This window comes from Streptomyces chrestomyceticus JCM 4735 (assembly GCF_003865135.1).
Taxonomy (GTDB): Bacteria; Actinomycetota; Actinomycetes; order Streptomycetales; family Streptomycetaceae; genus Streptomyces; species Streptomyces chrestomyceticus.
Genome location: NZ_BHZC01000001.1, coordinates 1,512,613 through 1,539,196, shown reverse-complemented (window position 1 = coordinate 1,539,196; position 26,584 = coordinate 1,512,613). Strand labels below are relative to the sequence as shown.

Here is a 26,584-nt window from a genome sequence, read left to right as displayed (position 1 = left end):
TACCGAGCGTAGGCGGGGGGTGGTGCGCCCGCACGGTGCGCTGCTCCGGGTGGCTGCCCGGCGGGGCGCGGCGGACGGCTCCCGGGCGGGTGGCGGAGTCCGTACGCGAAACCGGCCCCCGCCTCCGGAGAGACAGGGGCCGGTCGCGCCGTGCGAGGGTCAGGCGGCCGTCGTGGCCAGCTCGCGCAGCTTCTTCTTGTCGGGCTTCCCGGCGTCGGTCAGCGGCAGGGCGTCGACGAACTCGATCCGGGCCGGCTCGTACATCGCGCCGCGCGCCTCGCGCACCATCGTGCGCAGGCCGTCCTCGTCGACGCTCTCACCGGCGGCGGGCACCACGGCCGCGTACACCTGTTCCATCCGGTCCGCGTCGCGCACGCCGAAGACGGCGCTCTGCGCGACCTGCGGGTGGGTGTTGAGCAGGTCCTCCAGCTCGGTGGTGTACACATGGCCGCCCACCACGACGATCATGTCCTTGATCCGGTCGACGATGGTCAGGTAGTCCTCGTCGTCCAGGAAACCGATGTCACCGGTGTGCAGCCAGCCGTCCCGGAGCACCTCGGCGGTCAGCTCCGGCTGCTTCCAGTAGCCCTGCATGATGCTGGCCGAGCGGATGCATATCTCGCCGTGCTCGCCGCGCGGCAGATCGCGGCCGTTCTCGTCGCGGACCGCCACCTCGACGTTGGGCAGGATGCGGCCGGCCGACCGCAGCCGCTCCAGGTTGTCCGGGTCGTGCTCCTCGGCGGGCAGCACGCTGATCCCGCCGGCCTCGTTCTGGCCGTAGAACTGCACCAGCACCGGGCCGAAGCGCCGGATCGCGTCGGCGATGCGGGCGGGCGAGGACTGGCAGCCGCCGTAGGTCAGGCAGCGCAGGCTGGAGGTGTCGGTGGTGGCCGCGGCCGGGTGGTCGGTGAGCTGGTAGAGCAGCGGCGGCAGCAGGAACAGGTGGGTGATGCGCTCCCGCTCGACGGTGGCGAGCACCTCGCCGGGCTCGAAGTCCTCGTGGAGCACGACCAGGCCGCCCTCGCGCAGGGTGACGTCGGCCATCATGCCGCCCGCGTGCGCCAGGGTGGTGCACACCAGGAGGCGGGCCGCCTCCTCGTCGGAGGGGCGCTCCCAGATCACCTTGGCGTCGCCGGCGTCCTCGTCGTTGTCGGCGACGAAGGAACGGACCTGCCCGTAGGTGGTGCAGATGCCCTTGGGGTGGCCGGTGGTGCCGCCGGTGTGGCGGATGGTGCAGATGTCGTCGGGCTGGGCGAGGCTCGGGAAGGGTTCGTCGCTCTCGGCGGCGGCCAGTTCCAGCAGGTCGGTGCCCAACTTCGCGGGGCCCAGGGTCAGTACGGTCGCCACCGGCGCCAGCGCGGTCAGCTCGGCGGCGCGGTCGTCGAAGCGCGGGTCGACGATCAGGGCGGCGGTCTCCACGTCCTTGACGATGGTGGCCTGCACGTCGGCGGAGAGCTTGTTGTAGAGGTGGTTGACCCGGCAGCCGATGAGGTTGGCGGCGTAGCGGGCGGCGATGGTCTCGGGCAGGTTGCCGCTGAGCAGCGTGACGGTCTGACCGCGGTCGATGCCCTGACCCCGCATCGCGCGGGCCGTGCGGTGGACGAGGGCGCGGAACTCACCCGCGGTGACGCGTCGCCCTTGGTGCACCAGCGCCACGCGCCCGGGGTCGGTCCCCAGGGCGTCGAGGTTCTCCTCCACGTAGGTGCGGAAGTCGTGCGCGGTGTCGGGCATAGGTGATTCCTCCTTGATTCCGGGGCACGACGGATAGTTAGTTGCCCCGGACAACCATTTCCATGCTAACGGTCGCCGATCAAGGGTTCCAAGTTGGCACGAACGCGCGTTGGCGGGCCTTTTACCGAGGCGCGGACATTTGGCCAACCGGCCGCTTCGCGCGGGGGTGGCCGTGGGGGTGGCGCCTCGTTCCCGGTTTCTTTGCGGGAGTATGAAGCGGCAGGTCAGGGCGGTGCCGCGGGGAGTCGGAGGGTGTCATGAGAATGGCCGGTTAACGGGGGGTGCGGCCGCTCGGGCGGTATACGGGCGCGAGCGGCCGTGCGTGCGGAGGCGACGGCCGCTCGGCGAAAAACATAACGTCCGAAATGACGGACTCTGTGCTGGCGGCGAATTGACGGAGTGTTTGCCTTTCTTTTACGGGCGGCACTCCGTGCGATGGGCCTAAAGCGTGGATTTGCCCGGGTCGCCCATCGGGACGGCGTCCAGGACGGCGACGTCCATCGGCGCGGCGAGCAGGCCGCTCACCCCGGCGGCGATCCCGGCGAGCGCGGCACCCCGGGAGTGGGCGTCCAGCGCGGCGCCGTCCGCCCAGTTCTCCACGACCACCACCCGGTCCTCGCCCGCGTGGACCGCGTACAGCAGACAGCCGTCCTCCTCGTGGACGGCGGGCGCGTGCGAGCGGAAGACGTCGAGCGCCGTCTCCAGCTCCCCGGGCTTCGTCCTGACCGTGGCGACAACGACGGGCATACCTGCGACCTCCAGGGCGAACGGAATGTCGAACGAACCTATCCCACCGCGGGGCCGGGGCCGTAACGCCTGGTCAGGAAGTGGAACGTGTCGTGCCCGCCCGGTCCGGCGGGCTCGTCCGCCCGGTCGGCCAGGTCCGCCGGGCCGCAGGCGGTCAGGTGGCGGCGCGCGTGCGGGGGCGCAGCTCGGCCGGCCACTCCCGGCCCGGGTGGACGGCGCCGCAGTGGGGGCAGCGGCGGTCACTTCCGTAGAACCGCTCGAAGACCGGCGGCAGATCGCGGACGACGGACCCCAGTTGGAGTTCGAAGCGGCGGACCAGCCGGTGGCAGACCGTGCAGTACCACTCGAAGCCGTCCAGTTGCCCGGCCGGCCGGGCGTACTCGACGACCATGCCGACACTGCCCGGCTCGGGCCGCTGCGGGGAGTGCCGTACGTGCGGCGGCAGCAGGAAGACGTCCCCCTCGTCGATCCGGACGTCCCGCGGCGGACGGCCCTCCTCCTCCATGATCCGCAGCACCATGCTGCCGCGTATCTGGTGGAAGAACTCCTCGATCGGGTCGTCGTGGAAGTCGGTGCGCTGGTTGGGCCCGCCGACGACGGTGACCATCAGCCCGGACTCCTCCCACAACTGGGCGTTGCCCACCGGCGGTTCCAGCAGGTCACGGTGGTCGTCCAGCCACCGCTGGAAGTTGAAGGGGCGGCCGTACGTCAGTTCCGGCAGCTTCGCCATGATGTTCAGCCTCTTCCTGTCGTCTTTCTGCCGCTTTTCCGTCGTCTTCCTGTCGTCGTCACGGTCCGGCCGGGCGTGCGAACGCCCGTGGATGCCTGGGGCGCCGGACGGATCAGTGTTGAGCATGGCGGCCCGGGACCGCTAGGAAGACCCCATGCGCATACGAGCAGCACTGGTCGAAACGCCCGGCGGTCCCTTCACCCTGCACGAGGCCGAGCTGGAAGAGCCGAGGGCCGACGAGATCCTGGTACGGACGACCGCCGCCGGCATCTGCCACACCGACCTCGCCATGCGGCAGGTCTGGCCTCCCGGGCGGCTGCCCATGGTCTTCGGGCACGAGGGCACCGGGATCGTCGAGGCGGTGGGTGACGCGGTGACCGCCCTCGTCCCCGGAGACACCGTGTGCCTGACGTACCGGAGTTGCCGCGCCTGCGAACAGTGCTCGGCCGGAGAGCCCGCCTACTGCGAGCACTCCGCGCTCCTCAACGCCGCCGGCACCCGCCCGGACGGCAGCACCCCGCTCTCCCGTACGGACGGCACCCCGGTGCACGGCAGCTTCTTCGGCCAGTCCGCCTTCGCCTCCCACTGCCTCACCACGGAGAGCAACACCGTCAAGGTGCCCGAGGACCTTCCCGCGGCCCTCGTCGCTCCGCTGGGATGCAGCGTCCAGACCGGCGTCGGTACGGTCCGCACCGTGCTGCGTCCGGCGGCGGGCACCACCCTGGCCGTCTTCGGCGCCGGCAGCGTCGGCCTGAGCGCGGTCATGGCGGCCGTCGCCGCGGACTGCCCTGTCGTTGCCGTCGAACCCCTCGCCGCGCGCCGCGCGCTGGCCAAGGAACTGGGTGCCACGGCGGTCATCGACCCCGCCGGGGACGAGGTGGTGCCGGCGCTCCGTGACCTGACCGGCGGCGGACCGCACTGCGCCATCGACACGACCGGGCGGCCGGCCGTGGTGTCCCAAGCGGTCCAGGCCCTGCGCCGGCGCGGCACGCTCGCCCTGGTCGGTATCGGCACGGCGGAGTTCGACACTCTGCCGGTACTGACCAAGGGCCTCACGATCCGGGGGGTGACCGAAGGCGACGCGGTACCGGCGGTGGCCGTACCGGAACTGATCGGCCTCTACCGGCAGGGCAGGCTGCCGCTGGAGAAACTCGTCACCGAGTTCCGCTTCGCCGACATCGAGGCCGCCGCCGAGGCCGCGCTGACGGGGCGGGTCGTCAAGCCGGTCCTGACGATGGACTGAGGGCGGTGGGAGGGGGAGGGCTCGCGGGTTCCGGGGGGGCCGCCCCGAGACGGAATTCGGCCAAAACCACCGCCCTCTCATGACGGAGTGCCGCGGCGGCGCGTGATACCGCTGGACGTGCCGATGCGCGAACGGGGGAACGTCATGGACACCGTGATCGTACAGTTGCCCGAACAGGTGGGGGACGGGCCGCACGGGCACCCCGGCAGGCCGCGGCTGCTGCGGCTCGGGCCCGGGGACACCGCGGACTTCGGGCGCGGCGCACCGGGCGCCCCGGTGGCCGTGCCGCTGTCCGACCCCGGTGTCTCGCGGCTGGCCGGGCAGCTCACCGCCGCCGAGGACTACTGGCGGCTGTCCAATTTCAGCCGGGTGGTCACCTACGTCGTCGAGAACCTGGAAGGCGCGGGGGAGCACGTCAAGGTCGCGCCGGGACGGCTCGGCGCGCCGGTGCCGTTCGAGTTCTCCCGGGTGCTGCTGCCGGCCGCCGAGGGCGAGGCGTCCTTCAAGGTGTTCGCGCCCGAACACGCCTACCTGGACGGCGAACCGTACGACGGGGTGGGCGAGCCCACGACGCTCCCCTTCGCGCTCGACCCGACCTCGAAGTACTTCCTGGTGCTGCTGGCCCTGTGCGAGCCGCGCCTGCGCCACGCCTCCAGCGGCGCCGTACCGGGCGTCGGGGACGTGCTGGAGAGACTGCGGCCGCTGGAGACCTGCCGGCGGCTGACCCGCTCCGCCGTCAACTACCACATCGACTACCTGGCCTCGGTGAAGCTGCGCCTGCGGACCGACGGCCCGGCGGACCCGGAGGGCCTGGGCGGCGGCAAGCGCGACGAACTCGTCGCCTTCGCGCTGCGCTTCGACCTGATCCGCGAGGAGCACCTCGCCCTGCTGACCCCACCGGGCGGACGGTGAGCCGGGGCGGACCACGATGGACGGATCGCACACCACCCCGCCGCCCGGCGTCCGGCCCGGCCTTCGGATCGGTGACTGGCGGCTGGCCGGGCCGATCGGGGCGGGCAGTTGGGGCAGCGTGTACGCGGCCGAGCACGTCGGCGACGGCCGCCCGGCCGCCGTCAAGATCCTGCGCACCGACCTGCTGGCACCGGGCCAGCGGGCCTGGATGGACGAACTGGTACGCCGCGAGGTGCGGTTCAGCCTGGAGGCCGACCACCCGCACGTCGTACGGACGCATGCCGCGCTCACCGTCGCCGTCCCGGACCACCCGGAGCTGGACGGGCTCACCACCCTGGTCATGGACCGGGCCGAGCGCAGCCTGCGTGACCTGCTCGCCGACGCCGCCGGCCCGCTGCCGGACGCGCCCCGGCTGCTGCGGGAGACCGCCGACGGACTGGCCCACCTCCACGGGCGCGGCTGGGTGCACGGGGACCTGAAACCGGCCAACGTCCTGCTCGCCCCGGACGGCACGGTCTGGCTCGCCGACTTCGGCCTCACCGCCGAACTGGAGGGCACCCACGCCTACGTACCGCCGCTCGGCTCGCTCGACCACGTACCGCCCGAGTGGTGGTCCCAGCGCACCGGACAGCGCGGCGCGACGGTCCGGCCCACGGCCGACGTCTGGGCGTACGGCGTGCTCGCCCACCAGGTGCTCACGGGCGGCCGGCACCCCTTCCCCGGCCGTACCGCACGGGCCCGCGCGCTGGCCGCCCAGGCGTACGCGCACGGCGGCGCGCCCTTGCGGCTGGACGGCCGCCTGCCGCCGGAGTGGCGGGAGCTGATCGCCGACTGCCTGCTGCCCGACCACGCGTCGCGGGCCCGGCACACCGCCGCCGAGCTGTCCCGGCGGGTACGCCAACTGAGCGACGCGCCCCACGCCGGTCGCCGTGGCGCCGCACGCCGCCCGGTGCTGCTGACGGCCGGGGCCGCGCTGCTCGCCGCGGCAGCGGGCGCCGGTGTGCTGCTCACCTCCGACGACGGGCCGGGAAAGGCCGCCGGGGCGCCGCCGTCCGCCGCGCCGTCGGTCTCCGCCTCCGTAGCCGGGATGCTGCCGGCGGACTCCGACGTGCCGAGGGTGCTGCGGCCGTACATCACGACGGCCGCGCAGCGCTGTACGGAGGAGGAGGTGACGCCCGCCCTGATCGCCGCCATGCTCAAGGCGGAGAGCGGCTTCGATCCGAAGGCGCGCCGCACGGACGAGTTCGGCATCGCGATGTGGACGCCCTCGGTGTTCCGCGCCTGGGCCGTGGACGGCGACCACGACGGCCGCAAGGACTACTGGTCGCCGCCCGACGCCATCGCGTCCATGGGCTCCTACCTGTGCTGGCTCGACCAGCGCTTCAAGGCGAACGGGCTGCGCCGCGACCTGCCGGGGCTGATCGCCGCCGGGTACCGCACCAGCAGCCGGGTCGTCATCGACACCCGGGGCGTGCCCGCCCGTACCCGTGCCTACGTGGACCAGGTGGCCCGCCACCTCGCCCGCTACACCCGCTGACACCGTCCTGACCTGCGGCTTCTGCTGCGGCCCTGACAGATGTCAGGTACCGCGGCGGCCCGTACCGCCGCAGGGTGGAGCACGTAAGGCAGGGAGCTGCACGGCAACGGCAGCGACCACCGCACACACGGGGAAGCAAGAAACGGGAAGGAACAGCACCATGCGCAGCACCGCAGTCACCAGGACGATCACCAAGCTCGCCGTCGCGACCGCCGCCACCGGCGCGCTCGTCGCCACCACCGGCGCCGCCCACGCCACCGCCCGCACACCGGACACCGCCACCGCGTCGCACGCCGCGCGGCAGACCGCCGCCGCGGTGTGCACCGTCAACGACAACGGGGTCAACTTCCGCGGCGGGCCCGGCGAGACCTTCCCGGTCCTGGGGAAGGTCAACGCCGGGCAGAAGCTGAACCTGCGGGGTCAGCAGGGCAACTGGGTGATGGGCGACCTGTGGGGCGGCCGCACCGGCGTCTGGATCCACGTGGCCTACCTGAACTGCTGACCGCACCACTGAGGACCGGCTCTCGGGGGACGCCGTGCCGGGTCCGCGCTGCAACGCGCGGCCCGGCACGGCGGCTGTGTGTGTACGGGGCTGTGTGGACGGGGGCTGTGTGTGTACGGGCACCCGCCGGCCGCGCGCCGGGCGGCTACTGCCCCGTGTCCGGCTCGATGTCGGTGATGCGCAGGGTGTTCAGGTCGGAGGTGACCAGCAGATGCGTATAGCGCGGCTGCTCCGGGCCGCCCCAGGTGAGGCGGACCCGGGTCCAGGCACGGCCCATGGCGCTGTCGTTGTAGGTGACGCGCCAGGCCGTCGGGGTGTCCTGGCCGCGCAGTACGCCGTCCGCGTGCTCGCGCTGCTCCCAGTTCGCCAGCCGGGCCCGCAGCTCGGGGGTGAGGTAGTGGCCGCGCAGCGCCTGGGCCAGCGCGCCGCGCCCGTCGTCGGTCACGGCGTCCAGGTAGCTGCCGTAGAAGTGGGCGACCCGGTCGACGGCCGAGTCGGTGCGGCCGCTGCGGGCGGGTATCTCGGACCGGTCGCCGGCCGGCGCGGGGGCGGGCGCGGCGGTGGCGCTCGATCCGGCGGGCGCGGTGACGGCGAGGGCCGACAGGGCGGCGGCCAGGGCGGCGCGGCGGACGGTCCGGTTTCCGGGCATGGTGACGCTCCTCCTCAGGGGTGTCTCCCCTCCCGCCGGTGCGCCGTGCGGGCGGCGGCGGCCGCTGCCGGGTGCGCTGCGCGGGAGGAGAGGCGGGTACGTCGGAACGGCCGCCTCCGCGCGGTACACGGGTATCCGGCGGGCGGGTCGCCAACCCTCCGACGGCCGGGTGCCGCGGGGAACGGCGCGAACCGTGGCTCCGGCGGCCGGATGTGGCCGGTGGGAGAGCCGGGACGCGCCGGGTACGGGACCCGGCGGGTGACGCGTGGTGCGGCGGGGGCACCATGCAGGGGGAGACCACCATGCGACGAGGAGAGTGCCGTGGCCCAAGACGTCAGGTCGCTGCTGGCCGAGCTCGACTTCGCGAGCGTCACGCCGGAGGAGTTCGCGCGGCTCGTGAAGGGGCTGTCCACCAAGGAGATCACCGCGCTGGCGCGGGGCGAGCTGCGGGACCGGGTGCTCGGCGAGGTCTTCGGCCGGATGGGGCGGCAGTTCCGTCCCGACGCCGCGGCCGGGGTGCGGGCGGTGATCCGCTGGCGGATCACCGGTGAGCGGGAGGCCGTCTGGGAGACCGTGCTCGCGGACGGGGAGTGCACGGTGCGCCGGGGCGCCGGTACGGACGCGCCGCGGCTGACCATGACCATGGGCGACGCGGAGTTCCTGCGGCTGGTGTCGGGGAACGGCAATCCGGTGACGATGGTCCTCACCCGCAAGATCAAGGTCTCCGGAGACCTGGGGCTGGCCGCGAACATGCACCGGTACTTCGACATCCCCAAGGTGTGAGGGACGGCGGGAGCCGGGGTGCGGCGGCATCCGCCGGTGGGGCGTGAGTGACGCCTGGGGCGGCACGAGTTGATGTCCGCCCCCTTGACCGGGGCCTGCCAATCAGTAAAGTCTAGACCAATTGACGGGCGGGAATCCGGCCTTCCCCAGGTAGTCGGCATGTACCCGGGACGGCCGCGGTCCTCGCGCGTCGGCACCACCCCTTCGCGTCACCCCACCCCCACCAGCCGGGGCCCGCACGGACCGGACGCACCGCGCGACAGCGCCGGTACGTGTCCGTCCCGCACCGGGCCCCCACCGTGAAGGAGTCGACATGCACCAGAAGAGGAAGATCGCCACGGCCGTCGGCGCCGCGCTGGCCCCGCTCCTCGTCGTGACCCTGCCCGCGAGTTCGGCGAGCGCCCACGGCTATGTGAACGCCCCGGCCAGCCGGCAGGCGCAGTGCGCGGCGGGCACCGTCGCCTGTGGAGACATCAAGTGGGAGCCGCAGAGTGTCGAGGGCCCCAAGGGCCTGAAGAGCTGCAGCGGCGGCAACGCCCGGTTCCGGGACCTCGACGACGACAGCAAGGGCTGGAAGGCCACCTCGGTGGGCAGCTCCCAGGCGTTCACCTGGCGGCTGACGGCCCAGCACCGCACCAGCACCTGGCAGTACTTCATCGGCAGCCGCAAGATCGCCGAGATCAACGACAACGGCGCCAAGCCGCCGGCCACCGTCACGCACAACGTGAACTTCCAGGGCATCAAGGGCAAGCAGAAGGTCCTCGCCGTCTGGAACGTGGCGGACACCGCCAACGCCTTCTACGCCTGCATCGACGTCAACATACGCTGACGCCAGGCCGGGGCGGCGGGCCCGCGCCCGCCGCCCCGGCCCACGGCCGCCCCCCGCGGCCCTACAGTTCCTTGATCCGGACGTCGCGGTAGGAGATGACGTCGGCCGTCCCGTGCACCTGGAGGCCGAGGTAGCCCGTGGCGTACCGGCGCCCGTCGGTCCCCGGATCGTCCGCCCGTGGCGGGAAGAACCGCTGCCCGCCGCTGTTGTCGAACTCGTTGATCAGCACACCGTTGCGGAAGACCGAGTAGTGCTGGCCCACGACCCGGATCTCGTAGTCGTTCCAGGTGCCCTTCGGCGTGACGCCCGCCCCGCCGAGCCCGACCCGGTCGAACCCGTACACCGAGCCCGTCTTGTACAGGTCACCGTCCGGCCGGTCCAGGATCTGGATCTCGTGCCCGTACTTGATCGCCACCCACTCCGGCCGGGGCTCCTCGGGGTGGTCGTCCACGGACGGGAAGCGGACGAAGACCCCGCCGTTGGCGTTGCCGGTGCCCGGCGCGTCGTCGCGGAACCGCAGCTTCAGCGAGAAGTCGTCGTACGTCCGCCGCGGGAACCACAGCATCCCCATGCCCGGCACCGTGGAACTGCTGGTCATCGCGCCGTCGGCGGTCAGCCCGAAGGCGCCGCCGCCGACCTGCCGCCAGCGGTCGAAGGACGCCTTCGTCCCGTCGAACAGGTCGCGGTAGCCGGTGTGGTGGCCGGGCGTGCCGATCCCGGAGGCGTCGGCGGCCGCGTTGACGGCCCGGCTCTCGCGCTCGTCGAGCACACCGTCCGCGAGCAGCCTGGCGGTGACCGTCCTGACGTGCTTGAGGAACAGGGCGCGGGAGGACCAGTCCTTCTCGTCCTCGATCAGTTCGTTGACGGTGCAGCGGTTGCGGGTGACGCGGTTGGGCACACCGGTGTCGACCGTGCCGACGACGACGGTGCGCCGCTCGTCCCACTCGGGGCAGTTCGGCGCGGGCACCCCGCCGCCCGGCGCGACGGTGAAGGACGCCCGTACCGCCTCGGAGGTGTTGCCCGCCCGGTCGGTGGCGCGGTGCGCGACGGTGTGCCGGCCGGTGCGGTCCACGACGACGGGCGCCGTGTACGCGAGGAACGGTCCGCCGTCGAGCGAGTACTCGACCGTGGCGATGCCGGACCCGTCGTCCGTGGCGGTGACCGTCACCGTGGCCCGTCCGAGGTACTCGCCGTCCGAGTTGCGCTGCCCCTCGGTGGTCGCGGAGGTCCGTGGCGCCACCGTGTCACCGGGTGGTGCCACGACCGTGAACCCCGCCGACTTCTCGGCGGCGGTGTTGCCGGCCTTGTCGGTGGCGCGGTAGCGGACCTGGTACGTGCCGGGCTCGCGGAACAGCACCGGCGCGGTGTACGGCTGGAACGCCCCGCCGCCCACCGCGTACTCGACGGTGGCGACCCCGGACCCGGTGTCCGAGGCGGCGACCGTGACGGTCGCCCCGCCGACGTACGCGCCGGCCTCGTTCCGTACGCCGTCCACCGTCGCCGAGGTCTCCGGCGGCGTGGTGTCCGGGCCGCCGCCGGCCGTGACCACCAGGACGCCCTGCATCTGCTCGTGGCCCGGGATGGTGCAGTGGTAGCGGTAGGTGCCCGGGGTCAGGGTGACCTCGGTGGTGTACTTGCCGCCCTGCGCGTCGCCCGGGTTGGCCATGATGTTGAGCTGCACGTCGTTGTTGTACCGCGGGTCGGAGACGTCGAAGGTCAGGGTGTGCGGCATGCCCATGGTGTTGCCGGTGGCCGTACTGTTCTCGAAGACGATGGTGGTCCGGCCGGCCACGGCGGTGGTCGGGGCGGTGGTGTACTTGGTGATGTCGTCGCCCGCGGTCCAGGTCAGGGTCTGCTGCGCCGCCGGGGGAGCGGGCGCCGTCGGCCGCGCGGGCGGACGGCCGTGTGCCGCTGTGACCGTCAGGCCGACGAGCATCAGCAGCGCGGTCAGCAGCACCGTCCATCTGCGCCGTGGAGTCATCGTCCCGCCTCCCGTCCCGGGCGGGCCAGTTCCGCTGCGCGCGGGGTGGGCTCGCCGCCCGTGTAGGTCACCCGCCACAGCGCGGACTTGGCGTCCGAGGTGAAGAAGCCGCGCCCGTAGTCGAGGACGTACAGCGCGCCGTCGGGCCCGAACGTCCAGCCCATGAGGTTGCGGATGCCGTTCACGCCGACCGGCACGATCTTGTCCAGGCTCTCCGCGTGCGCGGGCAGACCGCCGGAGCCCGCCGTCCGCGGGTCCATCACCAGGGCGTGCCGAGGCTGGTCGCCGTCGTAGAAGTCGCCGACGAACCACTTGCCGTCCCAGTAGGCGGGCCAGGCACCCGGGCCGGTGGCGGCCGCGTCGTGGCGGAAGACCGGGCCGTCCATCGCGGCCTGGCCGCCGCCCTTGAGCCAGGGGAGCAGCAGTTTCTGCTCGGACAGCTTGTAGCTGGGGACGCCCTCAGCGTCGCGCGGGAAGTCGGGGCCGCCGCCCTGCGGCGCGTACCAGACGTTGTTGGGCTCGGCGGGCGGGACGGCGACCAGGCCGTCGTTGTGCGGCGACTCGTTCTTGAGGTGCCGGCAGTCGTACCAGCCCAGCGGCTTCGACGGGTCGGGCAGATTGCGGTCGCGGTACGGCTGGTTGTCGCCCATGCAGTACGGCCAGCCGCGGTTGCCCGCGTGGGTGATCGCGGCGAACGTGTCGTACTTCGCCGGGCCCCAGGTGGTGCTGGGCTCGGTCGCGTCCGGCCCGACCCAGCCCGCGTACAGCGTGTCGGTCTTCTTGTCGACCGAGATGCGCGACGGGTTGCGCACGCCCATCACATAGATCTCGCCGCGCGTCTTGCCGCCGCCCTCGTCCGGCTCCTTGCCGGTGAAGAGGTTGCCTTCCGGCAGGGTGTACGTGCCGTCCGGCTCGGGGTGGATGCGCAGGATCTTGCCGTTGAGGTTGTTGGTGTTGCCCGCGGTGCGCCGCGCGTCGGCGAAGGCGACGCCCTTGTAGGTGGGCTGCGGGTTGTTGCCCGCGTAACCGTCGCTGAACCGCGAGGAGTTGTTGTCGCCTGTGGCGATGTACAGGTTGTTCTTGGAGTCCCAGGCCATGCCGCCGCCCGCGTGGCAGCAACTGTGCACCTGCACCGGCCACTTCAGCAGGACCTTCTCCGAGGCCGGGTCCAGCTTGTTCGTACGGGGGTCCAGCGTGAAGCGGGAGACGCGGCGCTCGGCCATGCGTGTGGACCGGTCGACGCCGGAGTGCGGGGTGTAGTGCAGGTAGACCCAGCCGTTGGTGAGGAAGGCCGGGTCCAGTTCGATGCCCAGCAGCCCTTCCTCGTTCTTGACGAGTTCGTCGCCGCCGCCCTTGTTGCCGAAGACGGACACCGTGCCGACCAGGGTGGCTTTGCCGGTCTTCGGGTCCCAGACGTGGACGGTGCCCTCGCCCTTGCCGACGGCCGGGTCGTTCCAGTCGGTGACGACCGGGGCGCTCGCGTCGCCGCCGCCACGGCCGATGTAGAAGACCCGGCCGTCCTGGGCGGTCACCAGGCCGTGCGGTTCGCCGATCTGGTCCGACTTGCCCGGCTGGTTGGGGGCGGTCAGGCGCTCGGCCTTGTAGTGCGAGGCGATGGTGGCCTGGCAGTCGGCGCGGGCCAGCCGGGTGGTCCACAGCAGCGCACCGCGCAGATGCGTACGGAAGTCGGCCTCACGGAAGCTGTCGGGCGTGCCGCCCATGCCGGTGTAGAACGACCGGCCGCCGTCGTAGTCGTGGCACCAGGAGACGGGGTGGTCCCAGCCGTTGGCGCCGGGTCCCGGCCGGTAGGTGTTCTCCCGTACCCGGGCCACGGTGTGCACCGCACCGCTGGGATTGGTCGCCCAGTTGAGCCACTTGTCCGGGCGCGTCCACTCGACGGGAAGGTCGCGGGTGGCCGGATGGCGGCGGTCGCCGGTCTCCACGACGGCCCGCTGGGCCGTGCTCGGCGCGGTGGCCGCGGGCCGAGCGCCGATCAGGCCGGTGAACCAGTCCGAGTACGGCTCGGTGCGGGCCGCGTCATGGATGCCGACGAACCCGCCCCCGGCCTCCAGATAGCTCTCCAGCCCCGCCTCCTGCTCGGGGTCGAGCAGATCGCCGCCGCCGGTCAGGAAGACGACCGCGTTGTACGTCCCGAGGCGCGGGTCGGTGAAGACCGACGCGTCGTCGGTCGCGTCGACCGCGAAGTGCTCGGCGGGCGGGCCCTGGCGGCCGATCCGCTCGACGGCCTCGATCCCCGCGTCGACGGTGGGCGGCTCCGCGCCCGCCGAGGCGTGGAAGACCAGGACGCGGACGTTCTCACCGCCCGGCGGGGTGGGCAGCCGCAGCCCGGCGCCCGGCCCGGAGGCGTTCGCCGGCGCGCCGCCGAGCAGGGCGGCCGTCACGGCCAGCACCAGCGCGGGGAGTCCGGCGGACCGCCCGGGGCGCGGTCGCTTCTTCGGCGGTCGGTGGCGGCCGGTGCGCGGCAAGGCGCGGAGCGGCCGTGGTAAGTGGTGCCGGAATCGTCGCACGGGTGCACCCGCCCCTCTGTGGCCACGGACAGCAGCAGCCGATGAAGCTAGACCCCTTTCGGTGACTCGCCAAGAGCTATGGCCGCAAGCCGTCCAACTTTGTCCTGAGTGTGGATAAACCGGGCCCGTGCGGCTACCGTCCCTGGCATTCCCTGCGCCCCGCTCCGCCGCCCCGCCCCGACTCCTCCTGCCGTGGGAGCACGATGACCGAGGAACTTGACGTCCCCAGGCGCCGTTTCAACCGCCGTCTCCTCGCCGGGGGCGCCGCCGTCGCCGCACTCGGCACGGCGGCAGCCCCGGTCGTGGCTCCGGCCGCGCCCCCGGCCGCGGCTGCCGGGCGTCCGGCGCGGGCCCGCCGTACCGCGGTCGCCGCGGGCGCGGTCAAGCACCTCAAGCTCTACATCGAGGAACTGCCGGGCGGACAGCTCGGCTACGGCCTGGAGAAGGGGAAGGCGACCATACCGGGCCCGGCGATCGAGCTGGTCGAGGGCGACACGCTGCACATCGAGTGCGAGAACACCCTGAAGACCGCGGCCAGTCTGCACGTGCACGGCCTCGACTACGACGTGGCCGGCGACGGCACCCGGATGAACCGCAGCCACCTGGAACCGGGCGCCACCCGTACGTACACCTGGCGCACCCACGCCCCCGGCCGGCGCGCGGACGGCACCTGGCGGGCGGGCAGCGCGGGCTACTGGCACTACCACGACCATGTCGTGGGCACCGAGCACGGCACCGGTGGCATCCGCCGGGGCCTGTACGGGCCGGTGGTCGTACGGCGGGCCGGTGATCCGCTGCCCGACCGGCAGTTCACCATCGTCTTCAACGACATGACGATCAACAACCTGCCGAAGGGGCCGGACTTCCGGGCCACGGTGGGGGAGCGCGTCGAGATCATCTCGATCACCCACGGCGAGTACTACCACACCTTCCACGTGCACGGTCACCGCTGGGCGGACAACCGCACCGGCATCCTGGAGGGCCCGGACGACCCCAGCCGGGTCATCGACAACAAGATCACCGGCCCGGCCGACTCCTTCGGCTTCCAGTTCCTGGCGGGCGAGGGCGTGGGCGCCGGCGCGTGGATGTACCACTGCCACGTCCAGAGCCACTCCGACATGGGGATGGCCGGACTGCTCCTGATCGCGAAGCCGGACGGGACGATCCCCGGGCACGACGGGCACGATGGCCAGGGCGGACAGCACGGTCAAGCCGGGCACGGAGGCCACGGAGGCCACGGAGAGACGCCGTCGTAACCTCCTGCACAATGATCGACATGACGGAGACGACGGGCACGGGCACGGGTGCGGGTACGGAACGCGGCGCGGCCGGCGGCGGCCTGCTGGACGGCAAGGTCCTGCTGATCACCGGCGCGGGACGCGGCATCGGCGCCGCCGCGGCACGGCTGTTCGCGCGGGAGGGGGCCGCGGTCGTACTGACCGCGCGGACCGGGCCGGAGCTGGCCGCGGTGACCGAGGAGGTACGGGCCGCGGGCGGCACCGCGGACCACGTCGTCGCGGACCTGGCGGACCCGGCCGCCGTACAGCGGGCGGTGGACACGGCGGTGGAGCGCCACGGCCGCCTGGACGGCGCGTTCAACAACGCGGGCATGGGCATCGGGCACGCCCCGCTCGCCGAGATCCCCGTCGAGGAGTTCGACCGGATCACCGCCGTCAACCACCGGGGTGTCTGGCTGGCGATGGCCGCCGAGATACGGGCGATCACCGCCACCGCGGGCAGCGGCGCCATCGTGAACAACAGCAGCGTCGGCAGCCTGAAGCCGTCCGCCGGGATGAGCCTGTACGGCGCCTCCAAGCGGGCCGTGAACAGCCTCACCCAGACCGCCGCCGTCGAGTACGGCCCGCAGGGCATCCGCGTCAACGCCGTCGCCCCCGGCACCACCATGACCGCCATGATCGAGGACTGGGCCGCCCGCGAACCGGACGTGGTCGACCGGCTCACGGCCCGTACCCCGCTGCGCCGCGCGGCCGCCCCCGACGAGGTGGCGCAGGCCGCCGCCTGGCTGCTCAGCGACCGGGCCTCGTACGTGACGGGCGCGATCCTGCCCGTCGACGGCGGCCTGACGATCTGAGCGGGAGACCGGAGTGGACCTGCCGGCCCTGCGGACGTTCCGGGTGGTGGCCCGGCACGAGCACATCAGCCGGGCCGCCGCCGAACTGCAGGTCGCGCAGCCTGCGGTCAGCCGGACGATCGCCCGGCTGGAGGCCGATCTCGGGGTGCTGCTCTTCGACCGGCAGGGACGCTCGATCCGCCTCAACCGGCACGGCGCGGCCTTCCTGCGCCGCGTAGAGCGGGCGCTCGGCGAACTGGACGACGCGCGGCGCGAGGCGGCCGATGCGGTGGGCCTGGACCAGGGGCGGGTCGCGGTCGCCGCCGAGACGCTGCTGACGCTCTCCTCGCTGCTCTCGGCCTTCCGGGCCGCGCACCCCGGTGTCGAGATGCGTCTGCACCAGTCGACGGCCGCCGTGATGCAACGTCAGCTCGCGGCGCGTGAGGTCGACTTCTGTGTCGCCTCGCAGCCGTTGCGCGGGGCCGGGCTGCGTTCGGTGGTGCTGATGGAGGAGGACGTGCTGCTGGCCGTCCCGGTCGGGCATCCGCTGGCCGGGCGGGGGCGGGTCCGGCTGGAGGACGTGATGGACGAGCCGTTCGTCACCACGCGCGCCGGGCACTGGCAACGCGAGCTGCTGGACCGGCTGTTCGCCCAGGCGGGCCGTACCCCCGTCATCACCTGCGAGGGCGACGAGCCGGCCGCGACGCAGTTCCTGATCGGCGCCGGACTGGGCATCGGGCTCATCCCGGCGCTGGCCCGTAACGAGTCACCCGAAGCGCCGGTCCGCTGGCTGCGCCTGGACGTCCCGGACTGCCGCCGCACCCTCAGCCTGGTGCGGCGCGCGGACACCTATGTCTCCACGGCGGAACGGCACTTCGCGGCGGCGGCCGTCGCGCACTTCGCACGGCGGGGCCGGGCGGACCATTGACGGAGTGAGTACTCACTCCGTACGGTGGTCGCCTCGTCGACCCTTGGGGGAGCACCCGTGCCCGTCACGCTCAACCACACCATCGTGCCCGCCGCCGACCACCGCGCGGCGGCCCGGTTCTTCGCCTCGGTCATGGGGCTGGAGGAACTGCCGCCGGCCGGCCGCCACGGGCACTTCGCGCCCGTCCGCGTCAACGACGAGCTGACCCTCGACTTCATGGCCGTGCCGGAACCGGAGGGCCACCACCTCGCGTTCGACGTGGACCCGGGCACCTTCGACGCGATCCTCGCCCGTGTACAGGAAGCCGGAATTCCCTACGGCAGCGAACCCGCCCACCCGGACAACGGCCGCACCGACCACCCGCTGTGCCCGCGCGGCCTGTTCTTCGAGGACGACGCCGGGAACCTGTACGAGGTGATGTCCCCGGCGTGAGCCCAGGGTCCGGACGCTACAGCTCGCCGCCCGGCATCCCGAACGCCTGGAGAATCCGCTCCGCCGCGAGCGTCGCCGTCAGCGTGCCGGACCGTACCTCCCGCTCCACCTCCGGCGCCACGTCCCGGACGCCCGGGTGGTCCCGGAGCCGGTTCAGCAACTGCTCGCGGACCATCGACCAGGTCCAGTCGACCTGCTGGTCACGCCGCTTCTCCGCCAGCGCACCGGTGGACTCCAGCAGCTTGCGGTGCTGTTCGACGCGGTCCCAGACCGTGTCCAGGCCGGTGCCCTCGCGGGCGCTGCACGTGAGGACCGGCGGGGTCCAGGCGGCGTCCGGCGGCTGGAGCAGGCGCAGCGCGCCGGACAGTTCACGGGCGGCCGACTTGGCGTCGCGCTCGTGCGGCCCGTCCGCCTTGTTGACCGACACCAGGTCGGCCAGTTCCAGTACGCCCTTCTTGATGCCCTGGAGCTGGTCGCCGGTCCGGGCGAGGGTGAGCAGCAGGAACGTGTCGACCATGTTGGCGACGGCGGTCTCGGACTGGCCGACGCCCACCGTCTCGACGAGCACCACGTCGTAGCCAGCGGCCTCCATCACGACGATGGACTCCCGCGTCGCCCGGGCCACCCCGCCGAGCGTGCCCGAGGTGGGGGAGGGGCGCACGAACGCCGCCGGGTCGGCGGCCAGCCGCTCCATCCGCGTCTTGTCGCCCAGGATGGAGCCGCCGGTCCGGCTGGACGACGGGTCGACGGCCAGGACGGCGACCCGGTGCCCGGCTCCGGTGAGCTGGGTGCCCAGCGCGTCGATGAACGTCGACTTGCCGACTCCGGGCACCCCGCTGATGCCGACCCGCCGGGCCGTGCCGGAGTGCGGCAGCAGCTCGACCAGCAGGCGCTGTGCCAGCGCGCGGTGATCGGCCCGGGTGGACTCCACCAGCGTGATGGCGCGCGCGATCCAGGCCCGGGAGCCCTCGCGCACGCCCGCCGCGTACTGGTCGATGTCGATCGTCGGTCGCTTGCGGGCCGTGCGGGACCGGGGTGTGTCAGGCGTCAACGTAGCGGCTCACAGGTCGTGGCCGAGGGCCTCGGCGAGGTCCTTGACCAGGTCGTACGCGGCATCCGGGATCACCGTACCGGGCGGGAAGACGGCCGTGGCGCCCGCCTCGTGCAGCGCCGGGATGTCGCCCGGCGGAATCACCCCGCCCACCACGATCATGATGTCCTCCCGGTCCTGCGCCGCCAGCTCCTCGCGCAGCGCGGGCACCAGCGTCAGATGCCCGGCGGCCAGCGAGGAGACGCCCACGACGTGCACGTCGGCCTCCACCGCCTGCCGGGCGACCTCGGCCGGCGTCTGGAACAGCGGGCCGACGTCCACGTCGAAGCCCAGGTCGGCGAAGGCCGTCGCGATCACCTTCTGGCCGCGGTCGTGGCCGTCCTGGCCCATCTTGGCGACCAGGATGCGCGGCCGGCGGCCCTCGGCCTGCTCGAACTCGGCCACCAGGTCCCTGGTCCGGTCCACCCCGGAGGACGGCCCTGCTTCGTCTCGGTACACACCGGAGATCGTACGGATCTGCCCGGAGTGGCGCCCGTAGACCTTCTCCAGTGCGTCGGAGATCTCACCGACCGTCGCCATCGCGCGGGCCGCGTTCACGGCCAGCGCCAGCAGGTTGCCCTCCAGGCCCTGGCCCGGTCCGGCCTCGGCGGCGGCGGTCAGCGCGCGCAGCGCGTCCTGGCAGGCCGCCTCGTCGCGCTCCTCGCGCAGCCGCCGCAGCTTGTCGATCTGCTGCGCGCGTACGGCGGAGTTGTCGACCTTCAGCACGTCGATCTGCTCGTCGGTGTCCACCCGGTACTTGTTGACGCCGATCAGCGCCTGCCGCCCCGAGTCGATCCGCGCCTGCGTACGGGCCGCGGCCTCCTCCACGCGCAGCTTCGGGATGCCCGCGTCGATGGCCTTGGCCATGCCGCCGGCCGCCTCCACTTCCTCGATGTGCTGCCAGGCCCGGCGCGCCAGGTCGTGGGTCAGCTTCTCGACGTACGCGCTGCCGCCCCACGGGTCGATGACCCGGCAGGTGCCCGACTCCTGCTGGAGGAAGAGCTGGGTGTTGCGGGCGATACGGGCGGAGAAGTCGGTGGGCAGGGCCAGCGCCTCGTCCAGCGCGTTGGTGTGCAGCGACTGGGTGTGGCCCTGCGTCGCGGCCATCGCCTCCACACACGTCCGCGTGACGTTGTTGAACACGTCCTGCGCGGTCAGCGACCAGCCGGAGGTCTGCGAATGGGTGCGCAGGGACAGGGACTTGGGGTTCTTGGGGTCGAAGCGCTGGACCAGCTTGGCCCACAGCAGCCGGGCGGCGCGCAGCTTGGCGATCTCCATGAAGAAGTTCATGCCGATCGCCCAGAAGAAGGAGAGCCGCGGCGCGAAGGCGTCCACGTCCATCCCCGCGTCGATGCCCGCCTTCAGGTACTCCACGCCGTCCGCGAGGGTGTACGCCAGCTCCAGGTCGGCCGTCGCGCCCGCTTCCTGGATGTGGTAGCCGGAGATGGAGATGGAGTTGTAGCGCGGCATCTTCTGCGAGGTGTACGCGAAGATGTCGGAGATGATCCGCATCGAGGGGCGCGGCGGATAGATGTAGGTGTTGCGGACCATGAACTCCTTGAGGATGTCGTTCTGGATGGTCCCGGCCAGCTTCTCGGGCGGTACGCCCTGCTCCTCGGCGGCCACGATGTACAGGGCGAGGACGGGCAGCACCGCGCCGTTCATCGTCATCGAGACGGTCATCCTGTCCAGCGGGATGCCGGAGAAGAGCTGCCGCATGTCGTAGATGGAGTCGATGGCCACGCCCGCCATGCCGACGTCGCCGGTCACCCGGGGGTGGTCGCTGTCGTAGCCGCGGTGGGTCGGCAGGTCGAAGGCGACGGACAGGCCCTTCTGACCGGCCGCCAGGTTGCGCCGGTAGAAGGCGTTGGACTCCTCGGCCGTGGAGAAGCCCGCGTACTGGCGGATCGTCCAGGGCTGGTTGACGTACATGGTCGGGTACGGGCCGCGCAGGTACGGCGTGATGCCCGGGTACGTGCGCAGGAAGTCCAGCCCGGCCAGGTCCTCGCCGGTGTACAGCGGCTTGACCTCGATGCCCTCGGGCGTCTCCCACACCAGGTCGTCGACGCCCTTGCCGGTGGCCTCCTGGACGGCCGCCGACCACTGGGCCGCGTCGCCTTCGGGGGACGGCTCGCCCAGTTCGACCGTGCTGAAGTCCGGGATGGCGCCCGCCTGCTCCGTCGCGCGCTCCATCACGCCACCTCCATGACATCCAGGGCCGAGGACAGCACCCCGACCGCGTCGCAGCCCGCGAAGACGAAGGCGTCCACTCCGGCTCGTTCATATGCTTCCCGCCGCTCGCCCGGTTTCCCGGCCAGCAGCACCTGCCGCGCGCCCGCGGCCTTGAGCGCCGCGGCGACCTCGGCGGCCTGCTCGGCGTACAGCGCGTCACTCGAACACAGACAGGCGATACCCGCGCCGCTCGCGGTGAACGCCTCGGCGGCCGACTCCGCGTCCACCGAGACCGGGTCGTGCACCGGCTCGATGCCGCCCGCCTGGAGGAGGTTGGAGGCGAAGGTGGCGCGCGCGGTGTGCACGGCGGCCGGGCCGAGCGCCGCGAGGAACGCCTTCGGGCGGCTGCCGGTGGCCGCCAGGTGCGCGTCCGAGCGGGCGCGCAGCGCCTCGTACGCCTCGTCCCGGCGCACCCGAGGCAGCCCGCCGCCGGCCGGTACGGGCGCGGGCTCGCGCTCGACCGGCGCCTCGGCCAGGAACGGGAACTCGCTGACGCCGGTGACCGGTTCACGGCGGTGCGCCAGGGCCTCGGACCGCTTGCGCCAGGTGGACGCCAGCCGCTCGCCGACCATCCCGGAGCCGAGCGCCGCGGCCTGCCCGCCCACGGTCTCGATCTCCTGGAACCAGCCCCACGCGGCACGGGCCAGCTCGTCGGTCAGCCGCTCCACGTACCAGGAGCCGCCCGCCGGGTCGATCACCTTCGACAGGTGCGACTCCTCCAGCAGGATCGACTGGGTGTTGCGGGCGATCCGGCGGGCGAACGCGTCCGGCAGGCCGAGCGCCGCGTCGAACGGCAGGACGGTGACGGCGTCCGCGCCGCCCACTCCGGCGGAGAGGCCCGCCACGGTGGTGCGCAGCATGTTCACCCACGGGTCCCGACGGGTCGTCATGACCGTCGAGGTCACCGCGTGCTGGCGCTGCGCGCGAGCCGCGGGGGAGGCGCCGCACACCTCGGCGACCCGCGACCACAGCCGCCGGGCGGCCCGCAGCTTGGCGATCGTCAGGAACTGGTCGGCGGTCGCCGCGTACCGGAACTCCAGTTGCGCGCAGGCGGCGTCCACGCCGAGGCCCGCCGCGGTCAGCTCCCGCAGGTAGGCCACGCCGGTGGCCAGCGAGCAGCCCAGCTCCTCGGCGGTCGAGCCGCCCGCCTCGTGGTACGGCAGCGCGTCCACGGCCAGCGCCCGCATCCGGGGCGCCTCGTCGGCGCACCGGCGGGCCAGCCCGGCCGCCGCCTCCAGGTGCCCGGCCAGGCCGTCCGCGCGGCCGGTACGGGCCAGCACGCCCAGTGGGTCGGCGCCCAGGGTGCCCGCGGTCTCGGAAAGAGCCACGCCCTTGTCGTCGCAGAGCCGGAACCACGCGTCGGCCGCCGCGGCGAAGTCCGCGCCCGCGTCCAGGGCGACGGCCGCGAGGTCCAGGTAGACACCGTCCAGCGCGGTGGCCAGCTCCGTCACCGGCACGCCGCCGTCACCGACGGCCAGCCACAGCGACGTGACGCCGTTCTCCAGGTCGGCGAGGGCCGCCTCGTTGGCGCGCCGGGCGTCGGTGTCCGCGTGGCGCTGCCGGACGTCCCAGCCCGCGACGGTGCTGCCGGTGGCGCGGCCGGCCCGTACGAACGGCGGGAATCCGGGGCGGCCGGCGGCGTCGGCGTCGGGCGCGTCCTCGGCGGTGTAGAGCGGGCGGACCCGGATGCCGTCTTCGAGCGCGGTGGTCAGCGCGTCTTCGGCGGCGGCGCCGGTCGCCTCCGCGGCGCCCGACTTGCGCAGCACGCCTTCGACCAGGCGCTGCCACTGCTCACGGTCCGCGTCGGGGAACGCGGCGGCCAGAGGGAGTTCGGGGGACTGGGCGGTCATGGCAGCAGGCTAGGCGAACGGTCGTTAGCCGCAGCAGGGCATCGGGCTGTGACCTTGCCCTCGTTGACCTGGGATTGCTCCATTGGGAAGCTCTACGATCGCCCTTCCGGACAGGTTTGTACTCGCGGGTAGCCACTTTGGGGCGGACGGACCGCCGCATTTTCGGCATGTCGGGGTGTTTCGCGATCGCCGCGCGACCGGTTCTGTACGGTGGACGGCCCGTCGCCGTGACGAGGAGGGACATGCGCGTGCCGGTGAGGCGAGGCGTCGCGGTGGCGGCGGTGCTCGCCCTGATCGCCGGCCTGGCCCTGCTGCTCGCCCGCCCCGGCGCGGAGGGCCCGGCGTGCACCGGACGGACGATCGGCTCCTGGTCCGCCGAGTCCCGCTTCACCGGCGAGTTCACCCGGTACGGCAACGACAACCTCCGTGTGGACGACTGGACCGGCGGCGACGGCACCCACTCCGTGCGGCTGCCCGACGGCCGGACCCTGTGGATCTTCTCCGACACCTTCCTCGACCGGGTGCAGCCCCCGCCGAACCCGTACGGACAGCCGTACCCCTGGCGCTCCTCCGACACCGGCCGTGAGCCCGCCCTGACGCACAACTCCCTCGTCGTCATGGACCGCGCGGGCCGCCTGGAGCGGACCCTGACCGGCAGCACCGGCACCGGCCCGTTCTTCCCCGACACCCCGGACGGCTGGCGCTGGCCGGTGCAGGCGCACGTGGAGCCGCGCACGCCCGGATCACCCGAACAGGTCGTCCGGGTCCTGCTGTGGAACCGCGCGCCGGGCAGCGGCCCCTGGGTCTTCGGCGTGCCCCGCGCGACCGAGATCGCCACCCTCTCCCTGCCGGACCTGCGGCTGGAGGGCATCACCCAGGCCGTCGACCAGACCTCCGTACGGAACCCGGGGGACCGGGTGCTGTACGGCACCGCGTCCGTGCGGGACGGCGCGTGGACGTACGTCTACGGCGGCGACGACGGACCCGACCGGGCCGGCTCGAACGCCTACCTCGCCCGGGTGCCGACCGGGCAGCTCGGCGAGGCCCGGACCTGGCAGTTCTGGGACGGGCAGGGCTGGCAGCCGCGGGCCGACCGGGCGGCCCCGGTGATCCGCGAGGGCCGGGGGCGCGGCGTGGGCAGCGCCTTCACCGTCGTACGGGACGGCGGGACCTGGGTGCTGCTGACCATGGACGACCCCGGGCCGCCGGGTGACGGGCTGTCCGCCGTCACCGCGTACTGGGCGTGCTCGGCCCAAGGCCCGTGGCACGGGCCGGCCGGGCGGATCACCCCGCCCCGCCCGGCCGACCCCACCGGACAGCAGCGCGTCGCCGTCTACAATCCGCAGGCCCATCCCGAGTTCACGGCCGACGGCGCGCTGCTGGTCAGCTACGACGTCAACTGGCTGGGCCCGCCGGGCGCGCCCTCCGTCGCGCAGGTCAACCGCGACATCGAGCTGTACCGGCCGCGCTTCCTGAGGCTGCGCCTGCACCGCGGATGACACCCCGGCGGGGAGGGCGGGCCCGGGCGGTCAGTCGGTTTTCGGCCCCGACTGGAGCGAGCAGCGCAGCGAGAACGGGTGCCCGGCCGGGTCGGAGTAGATCCGCACCTCGCGGGGGCCGGTGTCGTCCTTGGTGTCCAGCGGACGCGCGCCCAGGCCGACCGCCCTGCGCTCGGCCTCGTCCATGTCTTCTTCGTCGACCAGCAGGTCCAGGTGGGCCTGGAGCGAGCTGTCCGGACGCGGCCAGGTCGGCGGCGTCATGTTCAGGTCGCGGCGGAAGGACATCACGGCGCCGTTGGCGGCGACCTCCACCCGGTCCGGCAGATGTTCCCTGCGGACCTCGCCCTCCAGCAGGTCGGCGTAGAAGTCCGCCAGCTTCTCCGGGTCGGCGCAGTCGAGCACGATCACGGCGGCTTTGACCAGTCCCATGGCATCTCCTCGGCCCCGTGGGCCCTCCTCGGCAGGGCACCGTCCGCGGTGCCGGCCGCGCGGCGCGCGGACCGGGACGACGAGTACCGCGGTCAGGCCGGTTCACTCCCGCCGTGCGCGGCCGGCGCGGTCATCAGCGGCAGCACCACGGCGGACGGGCGGCCCGGCTCGTGGAAGACCTCGAACCGGATCGGCCGGCAGGCGACGGCCGACGCGGCCGGTTCACCCGTCCCGTGGTGGCGCGCGAACCGAGGGAACGCACCGCCCGCCACCTGCACCCGCAGACTGTGCCCGCGCAGGAACCGGTAGCCGGTCGGGTGCATCTCCACCCGGGCCGCCACCACCCCGTCGGCGTCCGCCGCCGGTGAGCCCGGGCGCAGCCGCAGGATGCCGTCGGTGACGTTGCGCGAGACGCCCGCCCGGTCCACGTCGCACAGCCGTACGAAGACATCGCCGTGCCCGGAGTCCGTACGGACGTGCACCACCGCCGACACCGGGCCGATCAGATCGAGGTCGCGGGGCAGCGGCGGGCCGGTGAAGACCAGCACGTCGGGCCGCCGTTCGACGGCCGTGTTGTCCTGCTGCCGTATCTCGCCGGGCAGCAGCAGCGGGCCGCCGGTCGACGGGGTCGGGTCGGCGCCGTGGTAGGTGAACCGGTCCGGGGCGCTGCCGGGCGGCTCGGCCCAGTCGAGTCCGCCGGACGGCTGGAGGCGCAGCGGCGTCGGGACGGACTGCGGCGGCGGCCACCGGTCGAAGTCCAGCCAGCGGCCCGCCCGCTGGAGGTAGAGCCGGACCGGTGACTGGTGCAACTGGGTGGTGTCCCCGGCCAGTTGGGCGCTCAGCCACGACACGTGGTCGGTGAGCGTCGCCTTCAGCGCGCCGCGGTCGTGGGCCCACGGTCCGATCGTGATCCGCGAGCGGTGCCCGGCGGCGGTCAGCTCGGTGAAGTCCCGCAACTGGTACGGCAGGAACAGGTCCCACCAGCCGGTCACCATGCTGGTCGGCGTGGTCATCCGCAGCGCCGCGGCACTGTGGTCGATCGGCGCCCAGAAACCGTCCCCCGGCTCCGCGTGCGCACTGACCTCGCGCAGGAAGCGCTCGGGCCGCCCGATGGCCGCGACGTCGGACTCGCCGACGGGCAGCGTCCGCATCGCGCGCTGCACCCTGCGGGTCTGGAGCGGGTTGGGCAGCAGCCCGCCGAGCGGCGCCTCCTCCTGCGTGCCCGTCGCGGAGGACCACACCAGCATGTTGTGCAGCGCCAGCACACCGCCCGGGTAGAAGGCTGCGGGGAAGTCGGACGTGGTGATCCCCAGGCACATCGCCTCCAGCGGCGGATCGAGGTACGGGCCGATCGCCCACTCCGCGTGCCCGAGGTAGCTGGCACCGGCGGTGGCCAGCCGGCCGTCGCACCAGGCCCGCGCGCGCAGCCACGCCGCGGTCGCCAGTCCGTCGTCCTTCTCGTGCACGAAGGCGTGGAACTCGCCGCCCGAGCCGAAGACGCCCCGTACGTTCTGCGCCACCACCTGGAAGCCCCGCCGTACCAGCACGCCCGCGAACAGCTTGATGTCCGGCTTGTGCTTGCCGTACGGCGTACGCAGCAGGACCACCGGCAGCGGCCCGGCGCCGCGCGGCCGGTAGCGGTCGGCGAGCAGCACGGTGCCGTCCCGCATCGGAATGCGCAGGTCCCGTACGCACTCGATGTCGGGTGCGACCGGCTCGGGCATGTCCAGGTACCGGTCGACCAGGCGGCCGAACGCCCGCCCGGTCCGGTCCCGCAGCAGGGATTCCGCCATCGGACCCTCCCATCGTCCGTCCGGGCCGGAGACCCGGGTCAGGCGTGCTACGCAGCGTCCGGGGGCGTCGCTCTCCGTACGCTTCCGG

Annotated in this window: 22 protein-coding genes; 11 read left to right on the top strand and 11 right to left on the bottom strand. The window is 73.2% G+C overall.

Annotated elements, in window-relative coordinates:
- Positions 1-159: 159 nt before the first annotated feature.
- The 3 genes from EJG53_RS06365 to EJG53_RS06355 all read right to left on the bottom strand — a co-directional run bounded on the left by EJG53_RS06365 (position 160) and on the right by EJG53_RS06355 (position 3,208).
- Positions 160-1,731 carry an AMP-binding protein gene (locus EJG53_RS06365; protein WP_125044024.1) on the bottom strand — a complete coding sequence of 524 codons (1,572 nt, stop codon included), beginning with the start codon at positions 1,729-1,731 and terminating at the stop codon, positions 160-162.
- Between the two features lie 441 nt (positions 1,732-2,172).
- The gene (locus tag EJG53_RS06360) at positions 2,173-2,478 is read right to left on the bottom strand and encodes a putative quinol monooxygenase (protein WP_031002428.1); all 306 of its coding nucleotides are present in this window, start codon (positions 2,476-2,478) and stop codon (positions 2,173-2,175) included.
- A 154-nt stretch (positions 2,479-2,632) separates the two neighbouring features.
- The gene (locus EJG53_RS06355; protein WP_125044023.1) at positions 2,633-3,208 is read right to left on the bottom strand and encodes a 3-hydroxyanthranilate 3,4-dioxygenase; all 576 of its coding nucleotides are present in this window, start codon (positions 3,206-3,208) and stop codon (positions 2,633-2,635) included.
- Positions 3,209-3,362: 154 nt separating this feature from the next.
- Between EJG53_RS06355 and EJG53_RS06350 the strand changes: the two genes are divergently transcribed.
- The 4 genes from EJG53_RS06350 (at position 3,363) to EJG53_RS06335 (ending at position 7,402) form a co-directional block, all read left to right on the top strand.
- Positions 3,363-4,451 carry an NAD(P)-dependent alcohol dehydrogenase gene (locus EJG53_RS06350; protein WP_125044022.1) on the top strand — a complete coding sequence of 363 codons (1,089 nt, stop codon included), beginning with the start codon at positions 3,363-3,365 and terminating at the stop codon, positions 4,449-4,451.
- A 144-nt stretch (positions 4,452-4,595) separates the two neighbouring features.
- Complete coding sequence (locus tag EJG53_RS06345) at positions 4,596-5,363, top strand: serine/threonine protein kinase (protein WP_125044021.1); 768 nt, start codon at positions 4,596-4,598, stop codon at positions 5,361-5,363.
- 16 nt (positions 5,364-5,379) lie between these two features.
- Complete coding sequence (locus EJG53_RS06340; RefSeq protein ID WP_125044020.1) at positions 5,380-6,900, top strand: protein kinase domain-containing protein; 1,521 nt, start codon at positions 5,380-5,382, stop codon at positions 6,898-6,900.
- 160 nt (positions 6,901-7,060) lie between these two features.
- A complete protein-coding gene (locus EJG53_RS06335) occupies positions 7,061-7,402 on the top strand; it encodes an SH3 domain-containing protein (RefSeq protein ID WP_125044019.1) in 342 nt (113 codons plus the stop codon).
- Between the two features lie 145 nt (positions 7,403-7,547).
- On the opposite strand, the gene EJG53_RS06330 is transcribed toward EJG53_RS06335, so the two are convergent.
- Complete coding sequence (locus tag EJG53_RS06330) at positions 7,548-8,051, bottom strand: hypothetical protein (RefSeq protein ID WP_125044018.1); 504 nt, start codon at positions 8,049-8,051, stop codon at positions 7,548-7,550.
- Between the two features lie 321 nt (positions 8,052-8,372).
- Between EJG53_RS06330 and EJG53_RS06325 the strand changes: the two genes are divergently transcribed.
- Positions 8,373-8,834: an SCP2 sterol-binding domain-containing protein gene (locus tag EJG53_RS06325; protein ID WP_244955008.1), complete on the top strand. Its 462-nt coding sequence runs from the start codon at positions 8,373-8,375 to the stop codon at positions 8,832-8,834.
- A gap of 313 nt (positions 8,835-9,147) precedes the next feature.
- Positions 9,148-9,663 carry a lytic polysaccharide monooxygenase auxiliary activity family 9 protein gene (locus tag EJG53_RS06320; RefSeq protein WP_125044016.1) on the top strand — a complete coding sequence of 172 codons (516 nt, stop codon included), beginning with the start codon at positions 9,148-9,150 and terminating at the stop codon, positions 9,661-9,663.
- A 61-nt stretch (positions 9,664-9,724) separates the two neighbouring features.
- On the opposite strand, the gene EJG53_RS06315 is transcribed toward EJG53_RS06320, so the two are convergent.
- Positions 9,725-11,644: an OmpL47-type beta-barrel domain-containing protein gene (locus EJG53_RS06315; RefSeq protein ID WP_125044015.1), complete on the bottom strand. Its 1,920-nt coding sequence runs from the start codon at positions 11,642-11,644 to the stop codon at positions 9,725-9,727.
- Positions 11,641-14,055: a ThuA domain-containing protein gene (locus tag EJG53_RS06310; protein WP_371858789.1), complete on the bottom strand. Its 2,415-nt coding sequence runs from the start codon at positions 14,053-14,055 to the stop codon at positions 11,641-11,643. Before EJG53_RS06310 ends, EJG53_RS06315 begins: the two co-directional genes overlap by 4 nt.
- Positions 14,056-14,375: 320 nt before the next feature.
- Here EJG53_RS06310 and EJG53_RS06305 point away from each other — a divergent pair, with 320 nt between their 5' ends.
- The 4 genes from EJG53_RS06305 to EJG53_RS06290 are packed head-to-tail and all read left to right on the top strand — an operon-like array spanning position 14,376 to position 17,603.
- Positions 14,376-15,428 (top strand): multicopper oxidase domain-containing protein, encoded by a 1,053-nt coding sequence (locus EJG53_RS06305; RefSeq protein ID WP_125044014.1) that lies wholly within the window; start codon positions 14,376-14,378, stop codon positions 15,426-15,428.
- 20 nt (positions 15,429-15,448) lie between these two features.
- Positions 15,449-16,264 carry an SDR family NAD(P)-dependent oxidoreductase gene (locus tag EJG53_RS06300; RefSeq protein ID WP_125044013.1) on the top strand — a complete coding sequence of 272 codons (816 nt, stop codon included), beginning with the start codon at positions 15,449-15,451 and terminating at the stop codon, positions 16,262-16,264.
- Positions 16,265-16,277: 13 nt separating this feature from the next.
- Positions 16,278-17,171 carry a LysR family transcriptional regulator gene (locus EJG53_RS06295; RefSeq protein WP_125044012.1) on the top strand — a complete coding sequence of 298 codons (894 nt, stop codon included), beginning with the start codon at positions 16,278-16,280 and terminating at the stop codon, positions 17,169-17,171.
- A 57-nt stretch (positions 17,172-17,228) separates the two neighbouring features.
- Positions 17,229-17,603: a VOC family protein gene (locus EJG53_RS06290; protein WP_125044011.1), complete on the top strand. Its 375-nt coding sequence runs from the start codon at positions 17,229-17,231 to the stop codon at positions 17,601-17,603.
- A gap of 16 nt (positions 17,604-17,619) precedes the next feature.
- On the opposite strand, the gene meaB is transcribed toward EJG53_RS06290, so the two are convergent.
- The 3 genes from meaB to EJG53_RS06275 are packed head-to-tail and all read right to left on the bottom strand — an operon-like array spanning position 17,620 to position 22,775.
- Complete coding sequence (gene meaB, locus EJG53_RS06285; RefSeq protein ID WP_244955007.1) at positions 17,620-18,654, bottom strand: methylmalonyl Co-A mutase-associated GTPase MeaB; 1,035 nt, start codon at positions 18,652-18,654, stop codon at positions 17,620-17,622.
- Positions 18,655-18,663: 9 nt separating this feature from the next.
- Positions 18,664-20,886, bottom strand: coding sequence for a methylmalonyl-CoA mutase (gene scpA / locus EJG53_RS06280; protein ID WP_125044010.1), 2,223 nt, complete (start codon positions 20,884-20,886; stop codon positions 18,664-18,666).
- Positions 20,886-22,775 (bottom strand): methylmalonyl-CoA mutase family protein, encoded by a 1,890-nt coding sequence (locus tag EJG53_RS06275; protein WP_125044009.1) that lies wholly within the window; start codon positions 22,773-22,775, stop codon positions 20,886-20,888. Before EJG53_RS06275 ends, scpA begins: the two co-directional genes overlap by 1 nt.
- A 242-nt stretch (positions 22,776-23,017) precedes the next feature.
- On the opposite strand from EJG53_RS06275, the gene EJG53_RS06270 reads away from it, so the two are divergent.
- Entirely contained in the window at positions 23,018-24,274 is a 1,257-nt protein-coding gene (locus EJG53_RS06270) for a DUF4185 domain-containing protein (protein ID WP_125044008.1), read from the top strand.
- 30 nt (positions 24,275-24,304) lie between these two features.
- Here the strand turns inward: EJG53_RS06270 and EJG53_RS06265 are convergent, their stop codons facing one another.
- A complete protein-coding gene (locus EJG53_RS06265; protein ID WP_125044007.1) occupies positions 24,305-24,703 on the bottom strand; it encodes a VOC family protein in 399 nt (132 codons plus the stop codon).
- A gap of 92 nt (positions 24,704-24,795) precedes the next feature.
- Positions 24,796-26,496, bottom strand: a complete 1,701-nt coding sequence (locus EJG53_RS06260) for a CocE/NonD family hydrolase (RefSeq protein ID WP_125044006.1) — start codon at positions 26,494-26,496, stop codon at positions 24,796-24,798.
- Between the last annotated feature and the right edge of the window lie 88 nt (positions 26,497-26,584).